The sequence below is a fragment of the Arthrobacter agilis genome (genome assembly GCF_030816075.1).
GTDB classification, from domain to species: Bacteria; Actinomycetota; Actinomycetes; order Actinomycetales; family Micrococcaceae; genus Arthrobacter_D; species Arthrobacter_D agilis_E.
On the sequence record NZ_JAUSXO010000001.1, the window covers coordinates 2,073,207 to 2,090,885 of the forward strand.

The following is a 17,679-nucleotide window of genomic DNA, read 5'->3' on the forward strand; positions in this document are numbered from 1 at the left end:
TCGGGACCTTCCGACGGCCGTGAGCAGCGCTGTAGTGTGAGCGCGTGATTGTCCCCGACATCTCCCAGGACGCCGCGGCGGTCGCGGACCACTACGACGAGCTCGATCCGGTCTATCGCGCCGTCTGGGGCGAGCACGTCCATCACGGACTCTGGGTGACGGGTCGCGAGACGTCCACCGAGGCCGTCGAGGCGCTCGTCGACACCGTGGGCGACCGGCTCCGCCTCGTACCCGGAGAGGCGTGCATCGACATCGGCTGCGGCTACGGCTCCACCGCACGGCTGCTCGCGGCGACGCGTGGGGTCCGCGTGACCGGCTTCACGCTCTCCGCCGAGCAATACCGCTACGCCGCCGCGTGCCCCGGGCCCGACGTCGACATCCAGCTGCGCGACTGGTTCGCCAACGGGCTGGCCGACGCCTCGGCCGATGCCGCCTGGGCGATCGAGTCGAGCGAGCACATGGTCGACAAGCCCGGGTTCTTCGCCGAGGCGCATCGCGTGCTGACGCCCGGCGGCCGCCTCGTGGTCTGCGCGTGGCTCGCGGAGACGGATGCCGGCGGGTGGAAGGTGCGTCACCTGCTCGAGCCGATCTGCCGCGAAGGGCGCCTGCCGGCGATGGGCACGCGCGAGGAGTACGAGGCGATGGCGAGGGCGGCGGGCTTCACGATCGACGGCTACGAGGATGCCAGCCGCCGCGTCGCGCGCACCTGGACGATCTGCGCCCGTCGGCTCGCGAAGGCCCTGCTCGTCGATCGCGAGACCCGCCGCCTCGCCCTCGGCGGACGCAACCGCGTCTTCCTGCTGAGCATCCCCCGCCTGATCCTGGCCTACCGTACCGGTGCGATGCGCTACGGGATCTTCACGCTGTCGGCGGCGAGTGAGGCCCCGGCGCCACGCGCAGCCACCCCTGCCGGGGACTGAGGCTCCGACGGCACCTGTGGGCCGGCCCCCGCCGCGGGCCGGACGCCGCACGCCCCGCAGGGATCCAGGACACCTCCTGTCCGCGATCGGACGTACCGTGGGGGCATGATCGAGACGTCGGCACGCCTGCTGCAGCTCCTCTCGCTCCTCCAGCTGCGACGCGAGTGGACCGGTCCGGCCCTCGCGCAGCGCATGGAGGTCACGGAACGCACGGTCCGCCGGGACATCGGGAAGCTCCGCACCCTGGGCTACCCCATCAACGCGTCGCCCGGCGTGGCGGGCGGCTACCAGCTGGGCGCCGGCGCCCAGCTGCCACCGCTCCTGCTCGACGACGACGAGGCGCTCGCCGTCGCGATCGGCCTCACCGCGGTCACGGCGAGTCCCGTCTCGGGGGTCGGCGAGGCGTCCGTCCGGGCCCTCACCAAACTGGAGCAGGTGCTGCCACCCCGCCTCCGGCCCCGCTTCTCCGGCCTCCGCTCGGCGGTGACCCGCATGGCGGCGGCGAGCACACCCGTGAATCCCGAAGTACTCACCGCGTTCTCCGCGGCCATCACCGAGCGCCGCTGCGTGGCCTTCCGCTACGACCGGCACGATGGCGAGTCCTCCCGGCGCATCGTGGAACCGTACCGGCTCGTGGACACGGGCCGACGCTGGTACCTCGTGGCCTTCGACCGTTCACGGGAGGACTGGCGGACCTTCCGGGTGGATCGCTGCCGGAGCGTCCCCGTGGCACGCGACCGCTTCGCACCCCGGACCCTGCCGGCCGCGGACCTCGCCGCCTATGTGCAGGAATCCATCACCCGCTCGCCCTTCTCCTACGACGCCGTCATCCGGTTCCATGCGCCCCTGCACGAGTTGGAAGCACGCGTGCCGCCGACCACGGGAACCCTGGAGGCGGACGGCGACCACGCCACACTGCTCCGGGCCGGCTTCGACTCGCTCGATTTCCCCCTCGCCTACGTGGCGAGCTGGGACATCGACTTCGAGGTCCTCGAGCCGGCCGAGATGCGCGAGCGGGCCGTGGTCGTCGCCGAACGCCTGCGCCGATCGGCGGGCGCTCCCGCCCGTACCGACGACGCCGTGCAGGCCGGGCCCAGCCCTCAGTGAACGGCCGCCTGCGGCCCGGCGCGAGCAACTAGACTGGCAGGCAACCATGACACTGACAATCTCCTACCCCGCGGACCTCCCTGTCTCGGAGCGCCGGGCAGACATCATGGCCGCGATCGCGGCCAACCAGGTCACCATCATCGCCGGTGAGACCGGGTCCGGGAAGACGACGCAGATCCCCAAGATGTGCCTCGAGCTCGGGCTGGCGGAGCACGGACTGATCGGCCACACCCAGCCCCGGCGCCTCGCTGCACGCACCGTGGCCGAGCGTATCGCCGAGGAGCTGCAGGTACCGCTCGGCGAGGAGGTGGGCTACCAGGTCCGCTTCACCGGCTCGGTGGGCCGCACGACGAAGATCAAGCTCATGACCGACGGCATCCTGCTCGCCGAGATCCAGCACGACCGGATGCTGCGCAAATACAGCACCATCATCATCGACGAGGCGCACGAGCGCAGCCTCAACATCGACTTCATCCTCGGCTATCTCCGGCGGATCCTGCCCGAGCGCCCGGACCTCAAGGTCATCATCACCTCGGCCACCATCGACCCGGAGCGCTTCGCCGCCCACTTCGCCGCCGACGCCGCCGTCGAGAACACCTCCCCCGCGCCGATCATCGAGGTCTCCGGGCGCACCTACCCCGTGGAGATCCGGTACCGGCCGCTCGACCAGCCGCCCGGCGGGCTCGACGACGGCGACGGCGGCGCGGACAGCGAGCTCGAGGAGGAACGCGATCCCCTCGATGCCGTCTGCGACGCGGTGGACGAGCTGTCCCTCGAGGCGCCGGGCGACATCCTCGTCTTCTTCTCCGGCGAGCGCGAGATCCGCGACGCCGCCGACGCGCTCCGGGCACGGATCCAGTCGACGACGCGGCTGCGCGGCACGGAGGTCCTGCCCCTGTTCGCGCGCCTGTCCCTCGAGGAGCAGCACCGGGTCTTCCGCCCCACGGGCAGCCACCGCCGGATCGTGCTCGCCACGAACGTCGCCGAGACCTCCCTCACCGTGCCGGGCATCAAGTACGTGATCGACACGGGCACGGCGCGCATCTCGCGCTACTCCCACCGCACCAAGGTGCAGCGCCTGCCGATCGAGCGCGTCTCCCAGGCGTCCGCGAACCAGCGCTCGGGCCGCAGCGGGCGTGTCTCCAACGGCATCGCCATCCGCCTCTACTCCGAGGAGGACTTCGCGTCGCGGCGTCCGTTCACCGAGCCGGAGATCCTCCGCACGAGCCTCGCCGCCGTCATCCTGCAGATGGCGGCCATGGGCGTCACGCGCAGCCCGAAGGACATCGCCGAGTTCCCGTTCGTGGAACCGCCCGAGACCAAGGCGATCAACGACGGCGTGGCCCTGCTGCGCGAGCTCGGCGCCCTGAAGGACGACGGCGGACTCTCAGCCGTCGGACGCAAGCTCGCCCAGCTCCCCGTCGACCCCCGGCTGGGACGCATGATCGTCGAGGCCGGCGCCCGCGGTGCCGTCAAGGAGGTCATGGTCCTCGCTGCGGCGCTGACCATCCAGGACCCGCGCGAGCGGCCCTCCGCCGACCAGCCCGCGAAGCAGCAGCAGGCGGCGGAGAAGCACAAGCGTTTCGTCGACGAGAACTCGGACTTCACCGCCTACCTCAACCTGTGGCGCTACCTGCAGGAGAAGCAGGCCGAACTCTCCTCGACGCAGTTCCGGAAGCTGTGCCGCACCGAGTTCATCAACTACCTGCGCGTACGCGAGTGGCAGGACCTCTTCCAGCAGCTGCGCCAGCTCGCCAAGCCTCTCGGCATCACGCTGCCCGCCGGCCCCGTGGACCCTGTGGGCCTGCACGAGCAGATCCACGTCAGCCTGCTCTCGGGGCTGCTCAGCAACATCGGGCTCTACGACCAGCGCAAGCGCGAGTACGCCGGGGCACGGGGCACCCGCTTCGCCGTCTTCCCCGGGTCCGCGCTGTTCAAGAAGTCGCCCGACTGGGTCATGGCCGCCGAGCTCGTGGAGACCTCCCGGCTCTGGGCCAGGGTCGTCGCCCGCATCGACCCGCTGTGGGCCGAGCAGGTGGCGCCGCACCTCGTGAAGCGCACCTACAGCGAGCCACACTGGTCCCGGAAGATGGGCTCGGTCATGGCGTACGAGAAGGTCACGCTGTACGGCGTGCCGATCGTGCCGCAGCGCCGCATCAACTACGGCCGGATCGACCGGGAGGTCGCCCGTGAGCTGTTCATCCGCCACGCCCTCGTGGAGGGCGACTGGAAGACGCACCACACGTTCTTCAGCCGCAACCAGGCCCGCCTGGCCGAGGTGGACGAGCTCGAGAACCGCCTGCGACGGCGTGACCTGCGGGTCGACGACGAGACGCTCTTCGAGTTCTACGACCAGCGCATCGGCCCCGACGTCGTCTCGGAACGGCACTTCGACTCCTGGTGGAAGAAGGCCCGCCACGAGCACCCCGACCTGCTCGACTTCGACCCGGAGCAGCTCCTCAGCGAGGATGCCGCGGAGCTCGACGAGGCCGCATTCCCGAGCGTCTGGCACCAGGCGGGCTTCGAGCTGCCGCTGACCTACGAGTTCTCGCCACTGACCCCGGGGGCGCACGACGGCGTCACGGTCACCATCCCCGTCCTGTTCCTCAACCAGCTCGAGCCGAAGCCGTTCCGCTGGCAGATCCCCGGCCAGCGCGTGGAGCTCGTCACCGCGCTCATCAAGTCCCTGCCGAAGCAGATCCGGAAGAACTTCGTGCCGGCGCCCGACGTGGCCCGCACCGCAGTCGCCGCCCTCGCCGCGGACTTCGACCCCGCACAGGACGATCTCGAGGCGTCCCTCGAACTCGCGCTGCGCCGGCTGCGCGGGCACATCATCCCGCCCGGGTCGTGGAACTGGTCCGCGGTGCCGCAGCACCTGCTGATGATGTTCCGCATCGTCGATGCCGGCGGCCGGGTCCTCGACGAATCCCGCGACCTCGAGGCACTGAAGGAATCGCTCGCGCCCGCGGTGAGCCGTGCCATCGCGCAGTCCCTCGGCGCCACGCCCGGCAGCACGCGCCCCTCCGGGGGCCCCGGGCGCGGCGGCCGCGGAGGAGGCACGGGACCCGCCGGGCGGGACGACGGACGCGCCGCGGGCACGCGGGGCGGACGGGGCGCACCGGTCACCGACGCACCCCGGGCGGGCAGCGGCGTCGCCCCTGCCTCCCGCGGCGGGGTCGCCGTGGCCGAGGCACCGGCCGTCGCGGAGCGCACGGGAGAGACGTCGTGGGTCTTCGGCACCCTCGAGCGCGAGGTGTCGCGGACCGTCGCCGGGCACCGGGTCACGGGTTTCCCTGCCGTGGTGGACGAGGGCACGTCGGTGGGGCTGAAGGTCTTCCCCGACGCCGGCCAGCAGGCGACGGTCATGCGGGCGGGCGTCATCCGGCTCCTGTCCCTGCGCATCCCGAGCCCGGCGAAATACGTCCTCGAGCACCTGAGCAACACCGAGAAGCTCACGTTCAGCCAGAACCCGCACGGCAGTGTCGCGGAGCTGATCCGCGACTGCTCGCTGGCCGCGATCGACAAGCTCGTGCCGGAGGAGCTGCCCTGGACGGAGGAGGCCTTCGACCGGTTGTACGAGGCGGTCCGCGCGGAGCTCATCGACACCGTCTTCACGGTGACGGCCACGGTCGAGCGCGTGCTGTCCAGCACCCGTCGGATCCAGAAGCAGCTGAAGGGCACGACGAGCCTTGCGCTCATCACGGCGCTGAACGACGTCCGGAGCCAGCTCGAGCACCTCGTCTACCCCGGCTTCGTCGCGGCGACCGGCTACGCGCAGCTTGCGCACCTCCCCCGCTACCTGAGGGCCATCGAGGTCCGGCTCGAGAAGCTGCCGACGAACGTGCAGCGCGACGGCCTCGGCATGGCCGTCGTCCAGCGGCTGGAGGACGAGTACGACGACGCCGTCGCGTCGCTGGCGGCAGGGCGCCATCGCCCGGCCGCACTCCGGCGCGTGCGCTGGATGATCGAGGAGCTGCGCGTGAGCCTGTTCGCCCAGGATCTCGGGACGGCGTACTCGGTGTCGGAGAAACGCGTCAGGACGGCCCTGAACGAGGCCCTCGCGGCCACCCGGTAGCCGGCCGACCGGTAACTAACGGGCCGGCCGGTAACGGGCCGGCCGGTAGGCGGCCACCCGGAAACGGCCGGCCCTGCCCGTCCGTTCCGCCTACTGCGGGACGGAGTCCCCGTGCCCGGCGTCGCGCAGGGCGGCCCGGAGGGCGTCGGCGGCGCTGTCCATGGCGGCGGGGTCGGGCGCGTGGTCGACGCGCCTGACGTCGAAGTCGTCCGGCGACTGCGTGGGCCAGACGTGGACGTGCAGGTGGGGCACCTCGTAGCCCTCGAGGAGGACCCCGACGCGCCTGGCCCCGAAGGCCTTCTCCTGCGCGCGGCCGACCGCCTGCGCGACCGCCATCACCCTGGCCAGCGTCCCGGCGTCGGCCTCGAGCCAGTGCTCGATCTCCCGGCGTGGCACCACGAGCGTGTGCCCCGGGGTGATCGGGGCGATGGTCAGGAAGGCGACGACGTCCTCGTCCTGCCAGACGAACCGGCCGGGTATCTCTCCGTCGATGATCTTCGTGAACAGCGTGGGCATGGTTCCTCCTGGAGTTGCGGCCGTATCGACGCCGTCGGCGCCCGCCGCCTCATCCGGCGCCGGGGAGGGCAGTGCCACTGCGCCGCGCAGGGGTGGTGGCACGGGACGTCCTGGGGTCATGCCCCGACGCTACCGCGCCGCCCGGGAAGGGGCCAGCGGCAGGGTCGGGGCACGCCCTGCTCGGTCTGTGCCGGCGTCAGGCGCCCGTCGCGACGGGCAGGCCCTCGGTCGTGGACCACTGCGACCACGAGCCCGGGAACAGCGCGGCGTCGATGCCCGCGATGTCCAGGGCCGCGATCTCGTGGGCGGCCGTGATGCCCGAGCCGCAGTAGACCGCGACGCGTCCCTGGCCGGCGCCGAGGGCGCCGAAACGGCGCCGGAGTTCGTCGGCGGACCGGAAGCGCCGGTCCGGCGTGAGGTTGTCCGCCGTCGGCGCGCTGACCGCTCCGGGGACGTGGCCGGCCTTCGGGTCAACGGGCTCCTGCTCCCCGCGGAACCGTTCGCCGGCGCGTGCGTCGAGCAGGACATCGACCGCCGGGGCGTCGAGGAGGTCGGGTATCGACACGACCGGCATGTGGCCCGGGGTGAGGTGGACGGACCCGACGCAGTGGCGCTCCTCCCCGCCCTCGACGCCGAACCCCGCGGCGCGCCACGCCGTCAGGCCGCCGTCGAGCAGGCTGACCGACGCGAAGCCGGCATCGCGCAGGAGCCACCACAGGCGGGCCGCCGCGAGGTTGCCCGAGTCGTCGTAGGCGACCACCGTGTCGCCGTCGTTGAGGCCCCACTGGCGGGCCGCTTCCTGCAGTGCCTCGGCAGCAGGCAGGGGGTGGCGGCCGAGACCGGGGCCGCCGGGCGCGCAAAGCTGGGTCTCCATGTCCACGTACACGGCACCGGGTATGTGGGCCGCGCGGTAGTGCTCGTGGCCGTGGGGGTCACCCAGCGACCAGCGCACGTCGAGCAGGATGGTCTGCGCACCGGAGGTCATCCGGTCCTGCAGTTCCTGCACATCCATCAGAGTCTTCATCGAGATCTCCTGTCGGGACGGGCGGCCGGACTGCGGCGGTCGCCGCGGCCGGCCCTGATGCAGGCCAGTCCACCACACGGCGGTCCGCCCACCAAGGATCCCGCGGCCGTGCCGACGGCTCAGGCACCGATTCTCTCCGGGACTCCGACGACCGGAACCGGCGACCGCGGGACGGCGGCCTCAGAGCTCGACGCTGGAGCGCACGTCCAGATGGCGGAAGGTGGTCCCGTACCGTGCTCCGAGCCGCGTGACGTGGCCCTCGACCATGCCGAGCCCGGTCTCGTTCAGCAACGCGTCGTGGATCTGGAACGCGCGGGGGGCGCGGACGGAGGTGACGAAGTCCACGACCTCGGCGAGCTTCGACCAGGGCGCGTGGACGGGCACGAGCAGCGTCCGCACCTCGACCCCCTCGGGGACGATGAACGAGTCGCCCGGGTGGTAGACGGTCCCTCCGACGAGGAATCCGACATTGGCGACCAGGGGGATGAGGGGGTGGATCAGCGCGTGCTGGCCGCCGAACGTCCGGACGTCGACGCCGGCCGCGGAGAACTCCTCACCGCCGCCGACCGCGTGGATCCGGTCCCCCGCGGCGTCACCCAGGCCCTCGGCGACGGCGTCGGCGACACCGCGTGGGGCCCAGAGCTGCACGGAGAGGTCCGCCGCGAGCACGGCGACCACCCGGTCGACGGCGATGTGGTCCGGGTGCTCGTGCGTGACGAGGACGGCGGAGGCACCCTCGAGCGCCTCCTCGACCTCGGAGAACGAACCCGGATCGATGACGAGCACGGAACCGTCCTGCTCGAGGCGCACGCAGGAGTGCGAGAACTTGGTCAGCAGCATGCGCCCAGATTACCCGCCGCCGCGCTGATAATCTTGACTCCGGTCCAGGCACGTCGAGTGCCCGCCGGGAAGGGTAGAACATGACGCCGGAGGCGACATCCGAGGCAGCACCGGCAGGTACGGGCGGTGCGCAGCGCGTCACGCGCCAGCGCCGTGCCGTCAGCGCCGCGCTCGACGACCTCGACGATTTCGTCAGCACGCAGGAACTCCACCGCCTGCTCCACGATCGCGGCGAGTCTGTCTCCCTCGCCACGACCTACCGGATCCTGCAGTCCATGGCCGACGACGGCCTCGTGGACGTGCTGCGCAGCGGGGACAACGAGGCGGTGTACCGTCGCTGCGCCGTCGAGCACCACCACCACCACCTGCTGTGCAGGAACTGCGGCAGGGCCGTGGAGATCGAGGCTCCCGCGGTCGAGCAGTGGGCCGCGCGCATCGCCGCCGAGCACGGCTTCACCGACACCGCCCACACGGTCGAGATCCATGGACTGTGCCCTGAATGCTCCGCCCGGCCATCCCTCCCCTGAGCCGTCCCCTGGGCCGTCCCTTGGGCCGTCCCCCCGGTCCGTCTCCTGGGCCGTCCCGGAGGGGACGGTACTGCACCCGGCAGGGCAACCGGTAGCCTCCGGAAACCGGTCGGGGGCGCAGACGACGATCACCGCCCTCGACTAGGCTGATTCCTGTGATGGCCTCCGACCGACCGACCCCCTCGCCTGCGGCCCCTGCAGCGGCGGGCCCCGGCGGGCACGGCCCGGACGCCGAGCACCTCGAGGCCCTGACCGATGCGGTGCGGAGCTACCGGACCGCGGAGATCGCCATGCGCGGCCGGAGCAGGGACTCCATGCACCTAGGCCGGTCGGACATGACGGCACTGCGGCTCCTGCTCCAGGCCAAGCGGACCGGCCGGCCCCTCAGCGCGGCGGTACTCGCCCGGGAGCTCGGCATCTCGACCGCGGCCACGACCGTCCTGATCGACCGCCTTGCCAGGAGCGGCCACGCGGAGCGACGCGCCAGCCCCACCGACCGTCGGGGCGTGGAGATCTGGCCCACCGCGTCCACGGACGAGGAGGTCCGCTCGACCATGGGGGCCCTCCACGAGCGCATGATGGCCGTCGTGACGGGGCTCCGGCCCGAGGAGTACGCCGTGATCCACCGGTTCCTCGGCAGCCTGGGGGCGGCGATGGCGGAGCTCGACCTGCCGGATTTCCCCACCGAGGGCCCTGACGCGGGCGCCCCGGGACAGGACGGGACGACATCCGGCGGGTTAGCTAGAGAGACTGACTACTAGATGTTCTAAGCTAAGAGCATGATCTCCCCGGACGCACAGCAGGGAGCCGGCTACTGGTACCCGGCAGCCGCCGACGTGCCCCATGCCACGGCGACAGGAGTCGACGTCCTCAACGCCCTGCGGGCGTACCGGACGCTGGAGAGCGGCATGCGCCGGCGGCTCAGCCAGCAGCTGAGCATCAACGAGACGGACCTGAGCGCGCTGCGCTACCTCTTCGCCGTCTGGCAGCGGGACGAGGGGGCGAGCCCGAAGGAGCTCGCGCTGGCCCTCGGCATCTCGAGTGCCTCGACGACGCTCGTGATCGACAGGCTCGAGAAGGCGGGCTTCATCCGGCGTCGACGCCATCCCGTGGACCGCCGTGCCGTGATCCTCGAGCCGGGAGAGAAGGCCACCGGGGAGTTCCGCGCCGGCTTCGACATCGAGAAGCGCAGCGTCCTGGCAGCGGCCGAGGGCCTGACCGACGCGGAGACCGAGACGGTGACCCGGTTCCTGCGCAGCATGGAACAGACCATCACGGACGCCGTCGACCAGGCCGACCGCCCGCCGGAGTCCTAGCCCCGCGCACCCGCCGCGATGGCCTGCGAACCGCCGGCGGCCACCGCCCCGGACCGTCGCGCCGCCCGACGCGGACCGACGAGTCGGCACACCACGTAGATCGCGAAGGAGATCGTGGTGACGTAGGGGCTGATCGGGATGCGGCCGCCCAGCGCCAGGAGGATGCCGCCCACCACCGAGGTGCAGGCGAACAGCACGCTGAGCAGCACCACGAGCCCGGGCGCGGAGGTCACCTTCAGCGCCGCCGCCGCCGGGGTGATGAGCAGGGCGAGCACCAGCAGGGCACCGACCACCTGGATGGACAGCGCCACGGAGATCCCCAGCAGGACCATGAACAGGATCGAGAGGGCCCGCACGGGGACGCCGCGCGCCTCGGCGAGGTCCGCATCCGCACTCGCGAAGGTCAGCGGGCGCCAGATCGCGGCGAGGGCGAGGATCACCACCGCGGCGCACCCGACCAGCAGGTTCAGCTGCACGTCGTCGACCGAGACGATCTGCCCGGTGAGCAGGCCGAACTTGTTGGCCGCACGCCCCTCGTAGAGCGCGAGGAACAGGATGCCGAGGCCGAGGCCGAACGGCATCACCACCCCGATAATCGAGTTGTGGTCGCGGGCCCGGATGCCCATGAGGCCGAGGACGAGCGCCGCGAGCACCGAGCCCACGAGCGAGCCGGCGACGACGTTGGCTCCGACGAGCAGCGCGAAGGCCGCCCCGGCGAAGGAGAGTTCCGCGATGCCGTGCACGGCGAAGGCGAGGTCGCGCATCATGACGAAGGTCCCGATGAGTCCGCCCAGCAGGCCCAGCACCGCCCCGGCGATCAGTGAGTTCTGCACGAGGGGCAGCAGCTGCGCGTAGTTGTCGAAGGTGAAGACGGCATCGATCATCTCGGCGAAGTCCATGGTCAGGCGCTCTCGTGGTGGTGGGTCGTGGCGTCGGGCAGGCCCACGACGACGATCCGGCCGTTGCTGTGCAGCACCTCGACCGGGCTGTCGTAGAGATCGGACAGGACCTCGCTCGTCATGACGTCGGCGGGCGCCCCGACCCGGAACCGGCCGTCGGCGAGGTAGAGGACGCGGTCCACGTAGTCGATGACGGGGTTGATCTCGTGCGTCACGAAGACCACCGCGCTGTTCCGGTCATGGCACTGCCGGTTGATGAGCGAGCTCACGGCCTGCTGGTGGTTGAGGTCCAGCGACAGCAGGGGCTCGTCGCACAGGAGGACCGTCGGATCGGTGGCCAGCGCCTGCGCGGCACGCAGGCGCTGCTGCTCGCCACCCGAGAGGAGACCCACGGGTGCGTCGGCGTAGGATTCCGCACCGACATCGCGCAGCAGGCCGTCCACCCGCTCGCGGTGGGCCCTGCCGCGCAGCCGCAGCCCCCACCGGTGGCCGTCCACGCCGAGTCCCACGAGATCGCGCGCGCGGAGCGGCGTCTCGGCCGGGAAGGACTTCTGCTGCGGGATGTAGCCGAGGCTCCGGCTGCCGCGCGTGATGGGGCGGCCGTCGATCGTCGCCGTGCCCGCGTCGAGTGGCTGCAGGCCGAGCAGCACCTTCAGGAAGCTGGTCTTGCCGGAGCCGTTCGGCCCGAGCACGGCGAAGAACTCACCCGGCATGATGTCGAGGTCCAGGCCCTGCCACAGCGTGCGCCGTCCGAAGGAGAGCGCCGCACCCCGCAGGCTGATCGCCGGGCCGGCCGTCCCGTCCGGGGTGGGTACGTGGCGGGACGTCGTCGAGGTCATGCGGGGCGGCTTCCAGTCTGTCGTGATGGGGGCGTGCCGGGATCGGACGGCCGGGACCTCACGATCCGAGCGCGGCCTCGATGCTATCCGTGTTGGCCGTCATCCAGGAAACGTAGTCCTCGCCCTCGGGCAGGGTCTCGGTGAAATCGAGGACCGGGAGGCCCGCGTCCCCGGCGGCGGTGCGGACCGCTTCGGTCTGCGATCCCTCGGTCTGGTCGTTGTAGGCGAGGAAGGAGAGCGTCCCACCCGTGACGAGCGTCTTCATCTCCTCGAGGACCGCGACGGGGACGTCGGACTCCTCCTCGATGGCCTCGGTGAACTCCTCGGGCGTCGCGTTGGTGAGGCCGGCGGCTTCCAGCAGGTACACGGGGACGGGCTCCGTCACAGCGACCCTCCCGCCGGGCCCGTCCGCCGCGAGCGCCGCCAGGCGGTCCTGGAGTCCCTGGAGGTCCGCCGTGAAGGCGTCGGCGCGTTCCCGGTACGCGTCCGCGTTCGCCCCGTCGAGCCGGCCGAGCTCCTCGGCGAGGGCGTCGGCGAGGGCCGTCATGGCGGGCAGGTCGTACCAGACGTGCTCGTTGAAGGCTCCGTGCGCGTGCCCCTCCTCGTCGGAGTGCTCCTCGCCGGCCTCCTCCGTCGCGTCGGCGCCCTCGAGACCGGAGAGGTCGACGGCGCTGAGCACCGTCTCCACGCCCGTCTCCTCGGCGAGGCGGCCGAGGAAGGGGTCGTAGCCTCCCCCGTTCTCGATGACGAGATCAGCTTCGGAGACGGCGAGCTTGTCCTGCACGGTGGCCTCGTAGGAGTGGGGGTCCTGGCTGAGGCTGTCCACGATCGCGGTCACCTCCACGTCGTCGCCGCCCACGGCGGCGGCGATGTCCCCGTACACGTTGGTGGCGGTGACGATCGTGAGGGCGCCGCCGGAGGCGTCCCCCGTCCGCGCTCCCGCCGCGCCGTCCCCGCAGGCGGCGAGCCCGACGACGGAGACGGCCAGGAGCGCGGGGACGGCGAGACGGCGGGACAGGTGCATGGGACCTCGATCAGACTAATGAGAACTGTTTACGTTAGCGTCACGAGCATAACCGAAACGCGAATGGTTCGCATTCCCGTCGGCGGTGCCGGGCCTCAGCCCACGGACGCCTCCGCGCCGCCGACGCCCTCCCCGGTCCGTCGCACGCCCTGGTTCTGCGTGGCGTCCCTGATCTCGCCGATGAGCTGCTCGATCACGTCCTCCAGGAAGAGCACGCCCCGGGTGGACCCGTCGGGTCCGAGGACGCGCGCCAGGTGGGATCCCGTCCGCTGCATCACCCCGAGGGCGTCCTCGATCCCGTCGCCGACCGAGAGATTCACGAGCGTGCGCACCTTGTTCTCCGTGATCGGCCTCCGGTACATGGCCTGCGGCATGGACATGACGTCCTTCAGGTGCATGTAGCCGGTGAGGTTCCCGGACTCGTCCTCCATCACGAACCGGGAGAAGCCGGTGCGTCCCACGGCACGCTCGAAGTCCTCCGGTGTCGCGTCCGTGCGGACCGTGACGAGTTCCCCGAGGGGGACCATCGTCGTCTCGGCCGTCTGGCCCGAGAACTCGAGGGCGCTGGTGATCAGCCCGGACTCGTCGTCCACCAGGCCGCTCCGCGTCGACTCCTCGACGATCGACTGCACCTCCTCGAGCGTGTACGTCGACGACACCTCGTCCTTCGGCTCCACCTTCAGGGCGCGCAGGATGTGGTTCGCGGCCCAGTTGAGCGTGGAGATCACCGGGTTGACGACCCTCGCGATCATCACGAGCGGCGGCGCCAGGAGCAGGGCCGCCTTGTCGGCCACGGAGACCGAGATGTTCTTGGGCACCATCTCGCCGAAGGTCACGTGCAGGAAGGTGACCAGGATCAGGGCCAGCGCGAAGGCGACCCCGTCGGCGAGTCCTTCGGGGATGCCGAACGCCTCGAACGGCACCACGAACAGGTGGTGGATGGCCGGTTCCGCCACCTGCAGGATCAGCAGCGAACAGACGGTGATGCCCAGCTGCGAGCAGGCGAGCATGAGGGAGACGTGCTCCATGGCCCAGATGGTGGTCCGGGCGCGCTTGGACCCGGCCTCGGCCAGGGGCTCGATCTGGCTGCGGCGGGCCGACATGATGGCGAACTCCGAGCCCACGAAGAAGGCGTTGCCCATCAGGAGGACGACGAGCCAGACGATTCCTGCCCAGTCACTCATCGGTGGTCCTTCCGTACGGCGGTACTGCCCGCGAAGGCGGGACGGGCGGTGGCCCGGGGAACGGTGTCGTGGGAGCCGGTGTCGTGGGGGCCGGTGCCCTGCGGCACCTGCTGGTGCTCGGGCACCACGGCCTCGTCGGTCTCCCCTGCGGGGACGGGCGCCGGCCGGAAGTGGACGCGGTCGATGCGCCGTCCGTCCATGCGCTCCACCGTGAGGGTGCCCGCGGGCACCTCGACCTGATCGCCCGGCGCCGGGACGCGGCCGAGCTCGGCCATGATGAACCCGGCCACCGTCTCGTACCCGGACTCGTCCGGGACCACGAGGCCGGGGACCAGCACCGTGACCTCGTCCGGACGCAGGAGACCGGGGAAGAACCAGTCCCCGGCCGCGCTCTGCAGCACGCCGGGCTTCAGCTTGTCGTGCTCGTCCTTCACCTCGCCGACGATCTCCTCCACGAGGTCCTCGAGCGTCGCGACGCCGGCTGTGCCGCCGTACTCGTCGAGGACGACGGCGAGCTGCAGGTTCGCCTCGCGGAGCTCGCTGAGGAGCGAATCCAGGTGCACCGTCTCGGGGACGCGGAGGACATCGGTCATGATGGTGCCGGCCGGGAGCTCCGCACGCTTGTGCCGGGGGACGGCCACCGCCTTCTTGACGTGGACCACGCCCCGGATGTCGTCGGCGGAGTCCCCGATGAGCGGGAACCGGGAGTACCCGGTGCGCCGCGCCGCCTCGACGACGTCGGCCACGGTCTGGTCGGAGTCGATGACCTCCATGCGGATGCGCGGCGTCATGACGTCGGCGGCCGTGCGCTCCGAGAAGCTGAACGTGCGGGCCAGGAAGTTGGCCGTGCCCTGGTCGAGCGTGCCCATCTCGGCGGAGCGGCGCACGAGCGACGAGAGCTCCGACGGCGTCCTCGCACCCGAGATCTCCTCCTTGGCCTCGAGGCCGAAGATGTTGAGGATCCGGTTGGAGAAACCGTTCAGCACGATGATGGCGGGCTTGAAGACGGCGGTGAAGACGAGCTGCGGACGGGCGAGGGCCTTACCCACCCGGAAGGGCAGCGCGATGGACAGGTTCTTGGGGACCAGCTCGCCGATGAGCATCGAGAGCAGGGTCGCCAGGATCATCGCGATGATGATCGACGACGAGGCCACCAGGGCCTCCGACAGGCCGAGACCCGTGAGGGGCGCCTCGAGCAGCCGACCGACGGACGGTTCCATGACGTACCCGGTGAGCAGGGTGGTCAGCGTGATGCCGAGCTGGCAGCTCGACAGCTGCGTGGAGAGCGACTTCAGGCAGCGCAGCAGCGGCTCCGCCCTCGTGTCGCCGTCGTCCACGGCGCGCTGCACGTAGGTCTGGTCGAGCGCGACGAGGGCGAACTCGACGGCCACGAAGAACCCCGTGCCGAGGACGAGGAGCAGGCCGACGGCCAGGAGGATCCATTCCACCGCTACCTCCCCTCCCCGATCAGCGCAGGGCGGGGATGCAGCGGTCCGCGTCTGAGGGGGTCCGCCGCGTCGGAGGACAGGAGGGCTGCGTCGGAGCCGGACCCGGCGTCGGCCGGGTGGTCCGGATCGGTTCCGGGCAGCAGATGGGCACGGGAGGAGGGTATGCCGGCATCGAGCCGGCCCCTAGAAGGACTGTCCATAAGGAGGCCCAGTTTACCGGTTCGGGCACGTCTCCCGCCGGGGACTTTCTCCCCGGGCGGAACTGCGCGCACCCGCGGGGTGGATCGGCCGGCCTACCAGCTCTGCTGGAGCGGCCGTCCCTCCTCGTACCCGGCCGCGGACTGCACGCCCACCACCGCGCGCTCGCGGAACTCGGCCAGCGATGCCGCGCCCGCGTACGTCATCGAGCTGCGGACCCCGGCGGTGATCAGGTCGAGGAGGTCCTCGACGCCCGGGCGTGCCGGGTCGAGGTACATCTTCGAGGTGGAGATGCCCTCCTCGAACAGGCCCTTCCGCGCGCGGGCGAAGACGTCGTCGCGCCGCGTGCGGTTCTGCACGGCGCGTGCCGACGCCATGCCGAAGCTCTCCTTGTAGCGGCGGCCGTTGCTGTCGGTCTGCAGGTCGCCCGGGCTCTCGTAGGTACCGGCGAACCAGGAGCCGATCATGACCTGGCTCGCTCCGGCGGCGAGGGCCAGTGCCACGTCGCGCGGGTAGCGGACGCCGCCGTCGGCCCACACATGGGCGCCGAGCTCGGCGGCGGCCTGCGCACACTCGTGCACGGCGGAGAACTGCGGGCGTCCGACGGCGGTCATCATGCGCGTGGTGCACATGGCGCCGGGACCCACGCCGACCTTGACGATGGACGCACCCGCGGCCACCAGGTCGCGGACGCCGTCGGCGCTGACGACGTTGCCGGCGACGATCGGGACCTTCGGGTCGAGGCCGCGGACGACCGCGAGGGCGTCCAGCATCTTCCGCTGGTGGCCGTGCGCGGTGTCGACGACGAGCACGTCGACGCCGGCGTCCAGCAGGGCCCCGGCCTTCGCCTCGACGTCGCCGTTGATGCCGACCGCCGCGGCGACACGGAGCCTGCCGGCGGCGTCGAGCGCGGGGTCGTAGATCGTGGAGCGCAGTGCCCCGGTGCGGGTGATGACGCCCTGCAGCACGCCGTCGCGCACCACGGGCGCCAGGGCGATGCGCGCGCCGTCGAGGTCCTCGAAGGCCTTCTGCAGCGCGGCGGCGGGCTCGTCGTCGAAGAGCGCAGCCTCGAACGGTGCCGGAGCGGCACGCATCACGGACTCGAGCGAGGCGAAGCGGTCCACCTCCTCGCAGTCGGCCGCGTTCACCACGCCCACGCAGGCGCCGCCGTCGTCGACGACGAGGACCGCACCGTGGGCGCGCTTGTGCATGAGGTGGAGGGCGTCGATGACGGTGTTGCCCGGCTGGAGCTTGAGCGGCGTCTCGAAGACGGGATGGCGGTCCTTGACCCAGGAGGTGACCTCGGCGATCACCTCGACCGGCACGTCCTGCGGCAGCACGCCGATGCCCCCGCGCCGGGCCATGGTCTCGACCATGCGCCGGCCGGTGACCGCCGTCATGTTCGCCACGACCAGCGGGATCGTGGTGCCCGTCCCGTCGTCGGAGGAGAGATCCACGTCGAAGCGTGAGATGACCTCGGAGGCACTCGGGACGAGGAAGACGTCCGAGTAGGTGAGGTCGGTGGTGGGCGGGGTGATGAAGCGCACGGTGCTCCCTGCGTCGACGGCCGGACGGGCAGCCTGATGGACAGCCGCGAAGAGTCTAGTGCGTCGCGTGCCGCGGGGCACATCCGCCGGCTGCCCGCAGTATCACACGACGCCGCCCGGCGCGACACGCCTGATTGGCCGTGACCTACTCCTGTCACTACACTTGAACAGGGTCCAGACACGGCTTTCCGCCGATCGTGACGCCCGCACCGCGC

At 71.5% G+C, this 17,679-nt stretch carries 15 protein-coding genes; 6 read left to right on the plus strand and 9 right to left on the minus strand.

Annotation, left to right across the window (positions count from 1 at the left end):
• The first annotated feature begins 44 nt into the window (after nt 1-44).
• The 3 genes from QFZ50_RS09675 to hrpA all read left to right on the plus strand — a co-directional run bounded on the left by QFZ50_RS09675 (nt 45) and on the right by hrpA (nt 6,102).
• Nucleotides 45-920, plus strand: a complete 876-nt coding sequence (locus QFZ50_RS09675; protein ID WP_307083710.1) for a class I SAM-dependent methyltransferase — start codon at nt 45-47, stop codon at nt 918-920.
• Between the two features lie 105 nt (nt 921-1,025).
• Nucleotides 1,026-2,027 carry a helix-turn-helix transcriptional regulator gene (locus QFZ50_RS09680; protein WP_307083712.1) on the plus strand — a complete coding sequence of 334 codons (1,002 nt, stop codon included), beginning with the start codon at nt 1,026-1,028 and terminating at the stop codon, nt 2,025-2,027.
• A gap of 46 nt (nt 2,028-2,073) precedes the next feature.
• Nucleotides 2,074-6,102 carry an ATP-dependent RNA helicase HrpA gene (gene hrpA, locus QFZ50_RS09685; protein WP_307083714.1) on the plus strand — a complete coding sequence of 1,343 codons (4,029 nt, stop codon included), beginning with the start codon at nt 2,074-2,076 and terminating at the stop codon, nt 6,100-6,102.
• A gap of 90 nt (nt 6,103-6,192) precedes the next feature.
• Here the strand turns inward: hrpA and QFZ50_RS09690 are convergent, their stop codons facing one another.
• The 3 genes from QFZ50_RS09690 to QFZ50_RS09700 all read right to left on the minus strand — a co-directional run bounded on the left by QFZ50_RS09690 (nt 6,193) and on the right by QFZ50_RS09700 (nt 8,482).
• Nucleotides 6,193-6,618, minus strand: a complete 426-nt coding sequence (locus tag QFZ50_RS09690) for an HIT family protein (RefSeq protein WP_307086742.1) — start codon at nt 6,616-6,618, stop codon at nt 6,193-6,195.
• A 196-nt stretch (nt 6,619-6,814) separates the two neighbouring features.
• Nucleotides 6,815-7,642, minus strand: coding sequence for a sulfurtransferase (locus tag QFZ50_RS09695; protein ID WP_307083717.1), 828 nt, complete (start codon nt 7,640-7,642; stop codon nt 6,815-6,817).
• Between the two features lie 180 nt (nt 7,643-7,822).
• On the minus strand, nt 7,823-8,482 hold the full coding sequence (locus tag QFZ50_RS09700; RefSeq protein WP_307083719.1) for an MBL fold metallo-hydrolase: 660 nt from the start codon (nt 8,480-8,482) through the stop codon (nt 7,823-7,825).
• An 80-nt stretch (nt 8,483-8,562) separates the two neighbouring features.
• On the opposite strand from QFZ50_RS09700, the gene QFZ50_RS09705 reads away from it, so the two are divergent.
• The 3 genes from QFZ50_RS09705 to QFZ50_RS09715 all read left to right on the plus strand — a co-directional run bounded on the left by QFZ50_RS09705 (nt 8,563) and on the right by QFZ50_RS09715 (nt 10,325).
• Nucleotides 8,563-9,009, plus strand: coding sequence for a Fur family transcriptional regulator (locus QFZ50_RS09705; RefSeq protein ID WP_307083721.1), 447 nt, complete (start codon nt 8,563-8,565; stop codon nt 9,007-9,009).
• Nucleotides 9,010-9,167: 158 nt separating this feature from the next.
• A complete protein-coding gene (locus tag QFZ50_RS09710) occupies nt 9,168-9,770 on the plus strand; it encodes a MarR family winged helix-turn-helix transcriptional regulator (RefSeq protein WP_307083722.1) in 603 nt (200 codons plus the stop codon).
• 18 nt (nt 9,771-9,788) lie between these two features.
• Nucleotides 9,789-10,325: a MarR family winged helix-turn-helix transcriptional regulator gene (locus tag QFZ50_RS09715; protein ID WP_307083724.1), complete on the plus strand. Its 537-nt coding sequence runs from the start codon at nt 9,789-9,791 to the stop codon at nt 10,323-10,325.
• Here QFZ50_RS09715 and QFZ50_RS09720 read toward each other — a convergent pair.
• The 6 genes from QFZ50_RS09720 to QFZ50_RS09745 all read right to left on the minus strand — a co-directional run bounded on the left by QFZ50_RS09720 (nt 10,322) and on the right by QFZ50_RS09745 (nt 17,464).
• Nucleotides 10,322-11,224 carry a metal ABC transporter permease gene (locus QFZ50_RS09720; RefSeq protein WP_307083726.1) on the minus strand — a complete coding sequence of 301 codons (903 nt, stop codon included), beginning with the start codon at nt 11,222-11,224 and terminating at the stop codon, nt 10,322-10,324. The genes QFZ50_RS09715 and QFZ50_RS09720 overlap by 4 nt on opposite strands.
• 2 nt (nt 11,225-11,226) lie before the next feature.
• Nucleotides 11,227-12,063, minus strand: a complete 837-nt coding sequence (locus tag QFZ50_RS09725) for a metal ABC transporter ATP-binding protein (protein WP_307083728.1) — start codon at nt 12,061-12,063, stop codon at nt 11,227-11,229.
• 58 nt (nt 12,064-12,121) lie between these two features.
• Nucleotides 12,122-13,087: a metal ABC transporter solute-binding protein, Zn/Mn family gene (locus tag QFZ50_RS09730; RefSeq protein ID WP_307083730.1), complete on the minus strand. Its 966-nt coding sequence runs from the start codon at nt 13,085-13,087 to the stop codon at nt 12,122-12,124.
• Nucleotides 13,088-13,182: 95 nt separating this feature from the next.
• Nucleotides 13,183-14,271 carry a hemolysin family protein gene (locus QFZ50_RS09735; protein ID WP_307083732.1) on the minus strand — a complete coding sequence of 363 codons (1,089 nt, stop codon included), beginning with the start codon at nt 14,269-14,271 and terminating at the stop codon, nt 13,183-13,185.
• Entirely contained in the window at nt 14,268-15,719 is a 1,452-nt protein-coding gene (locus QFZ50_RS09740; RefSeq protein WP_307083734.1) for a hemolysin family protein, read from the minus strand. Before QFZ50_RS09740 ends, QFZ50_RS09735 begins: the two co-directional genes overlap by 4 nt.
• Nucleotides 15,720-16,012: 293 nt before the next feature.
• Nucleotides 16,013-17,464: a GuaB1 family IMP dehydrogenase-related protein gene (locus QFZ50_RS09745; protein ID WP_307083736.1), complete on the minus strand. Its 1,452-nt coding sequence runs from the start codon at nt 17,462-17,464 to the stop codon at nt 16,013-16,015.
• Nucleotides 17,465-17,679 lie beyond the last annotated feature (215 nt).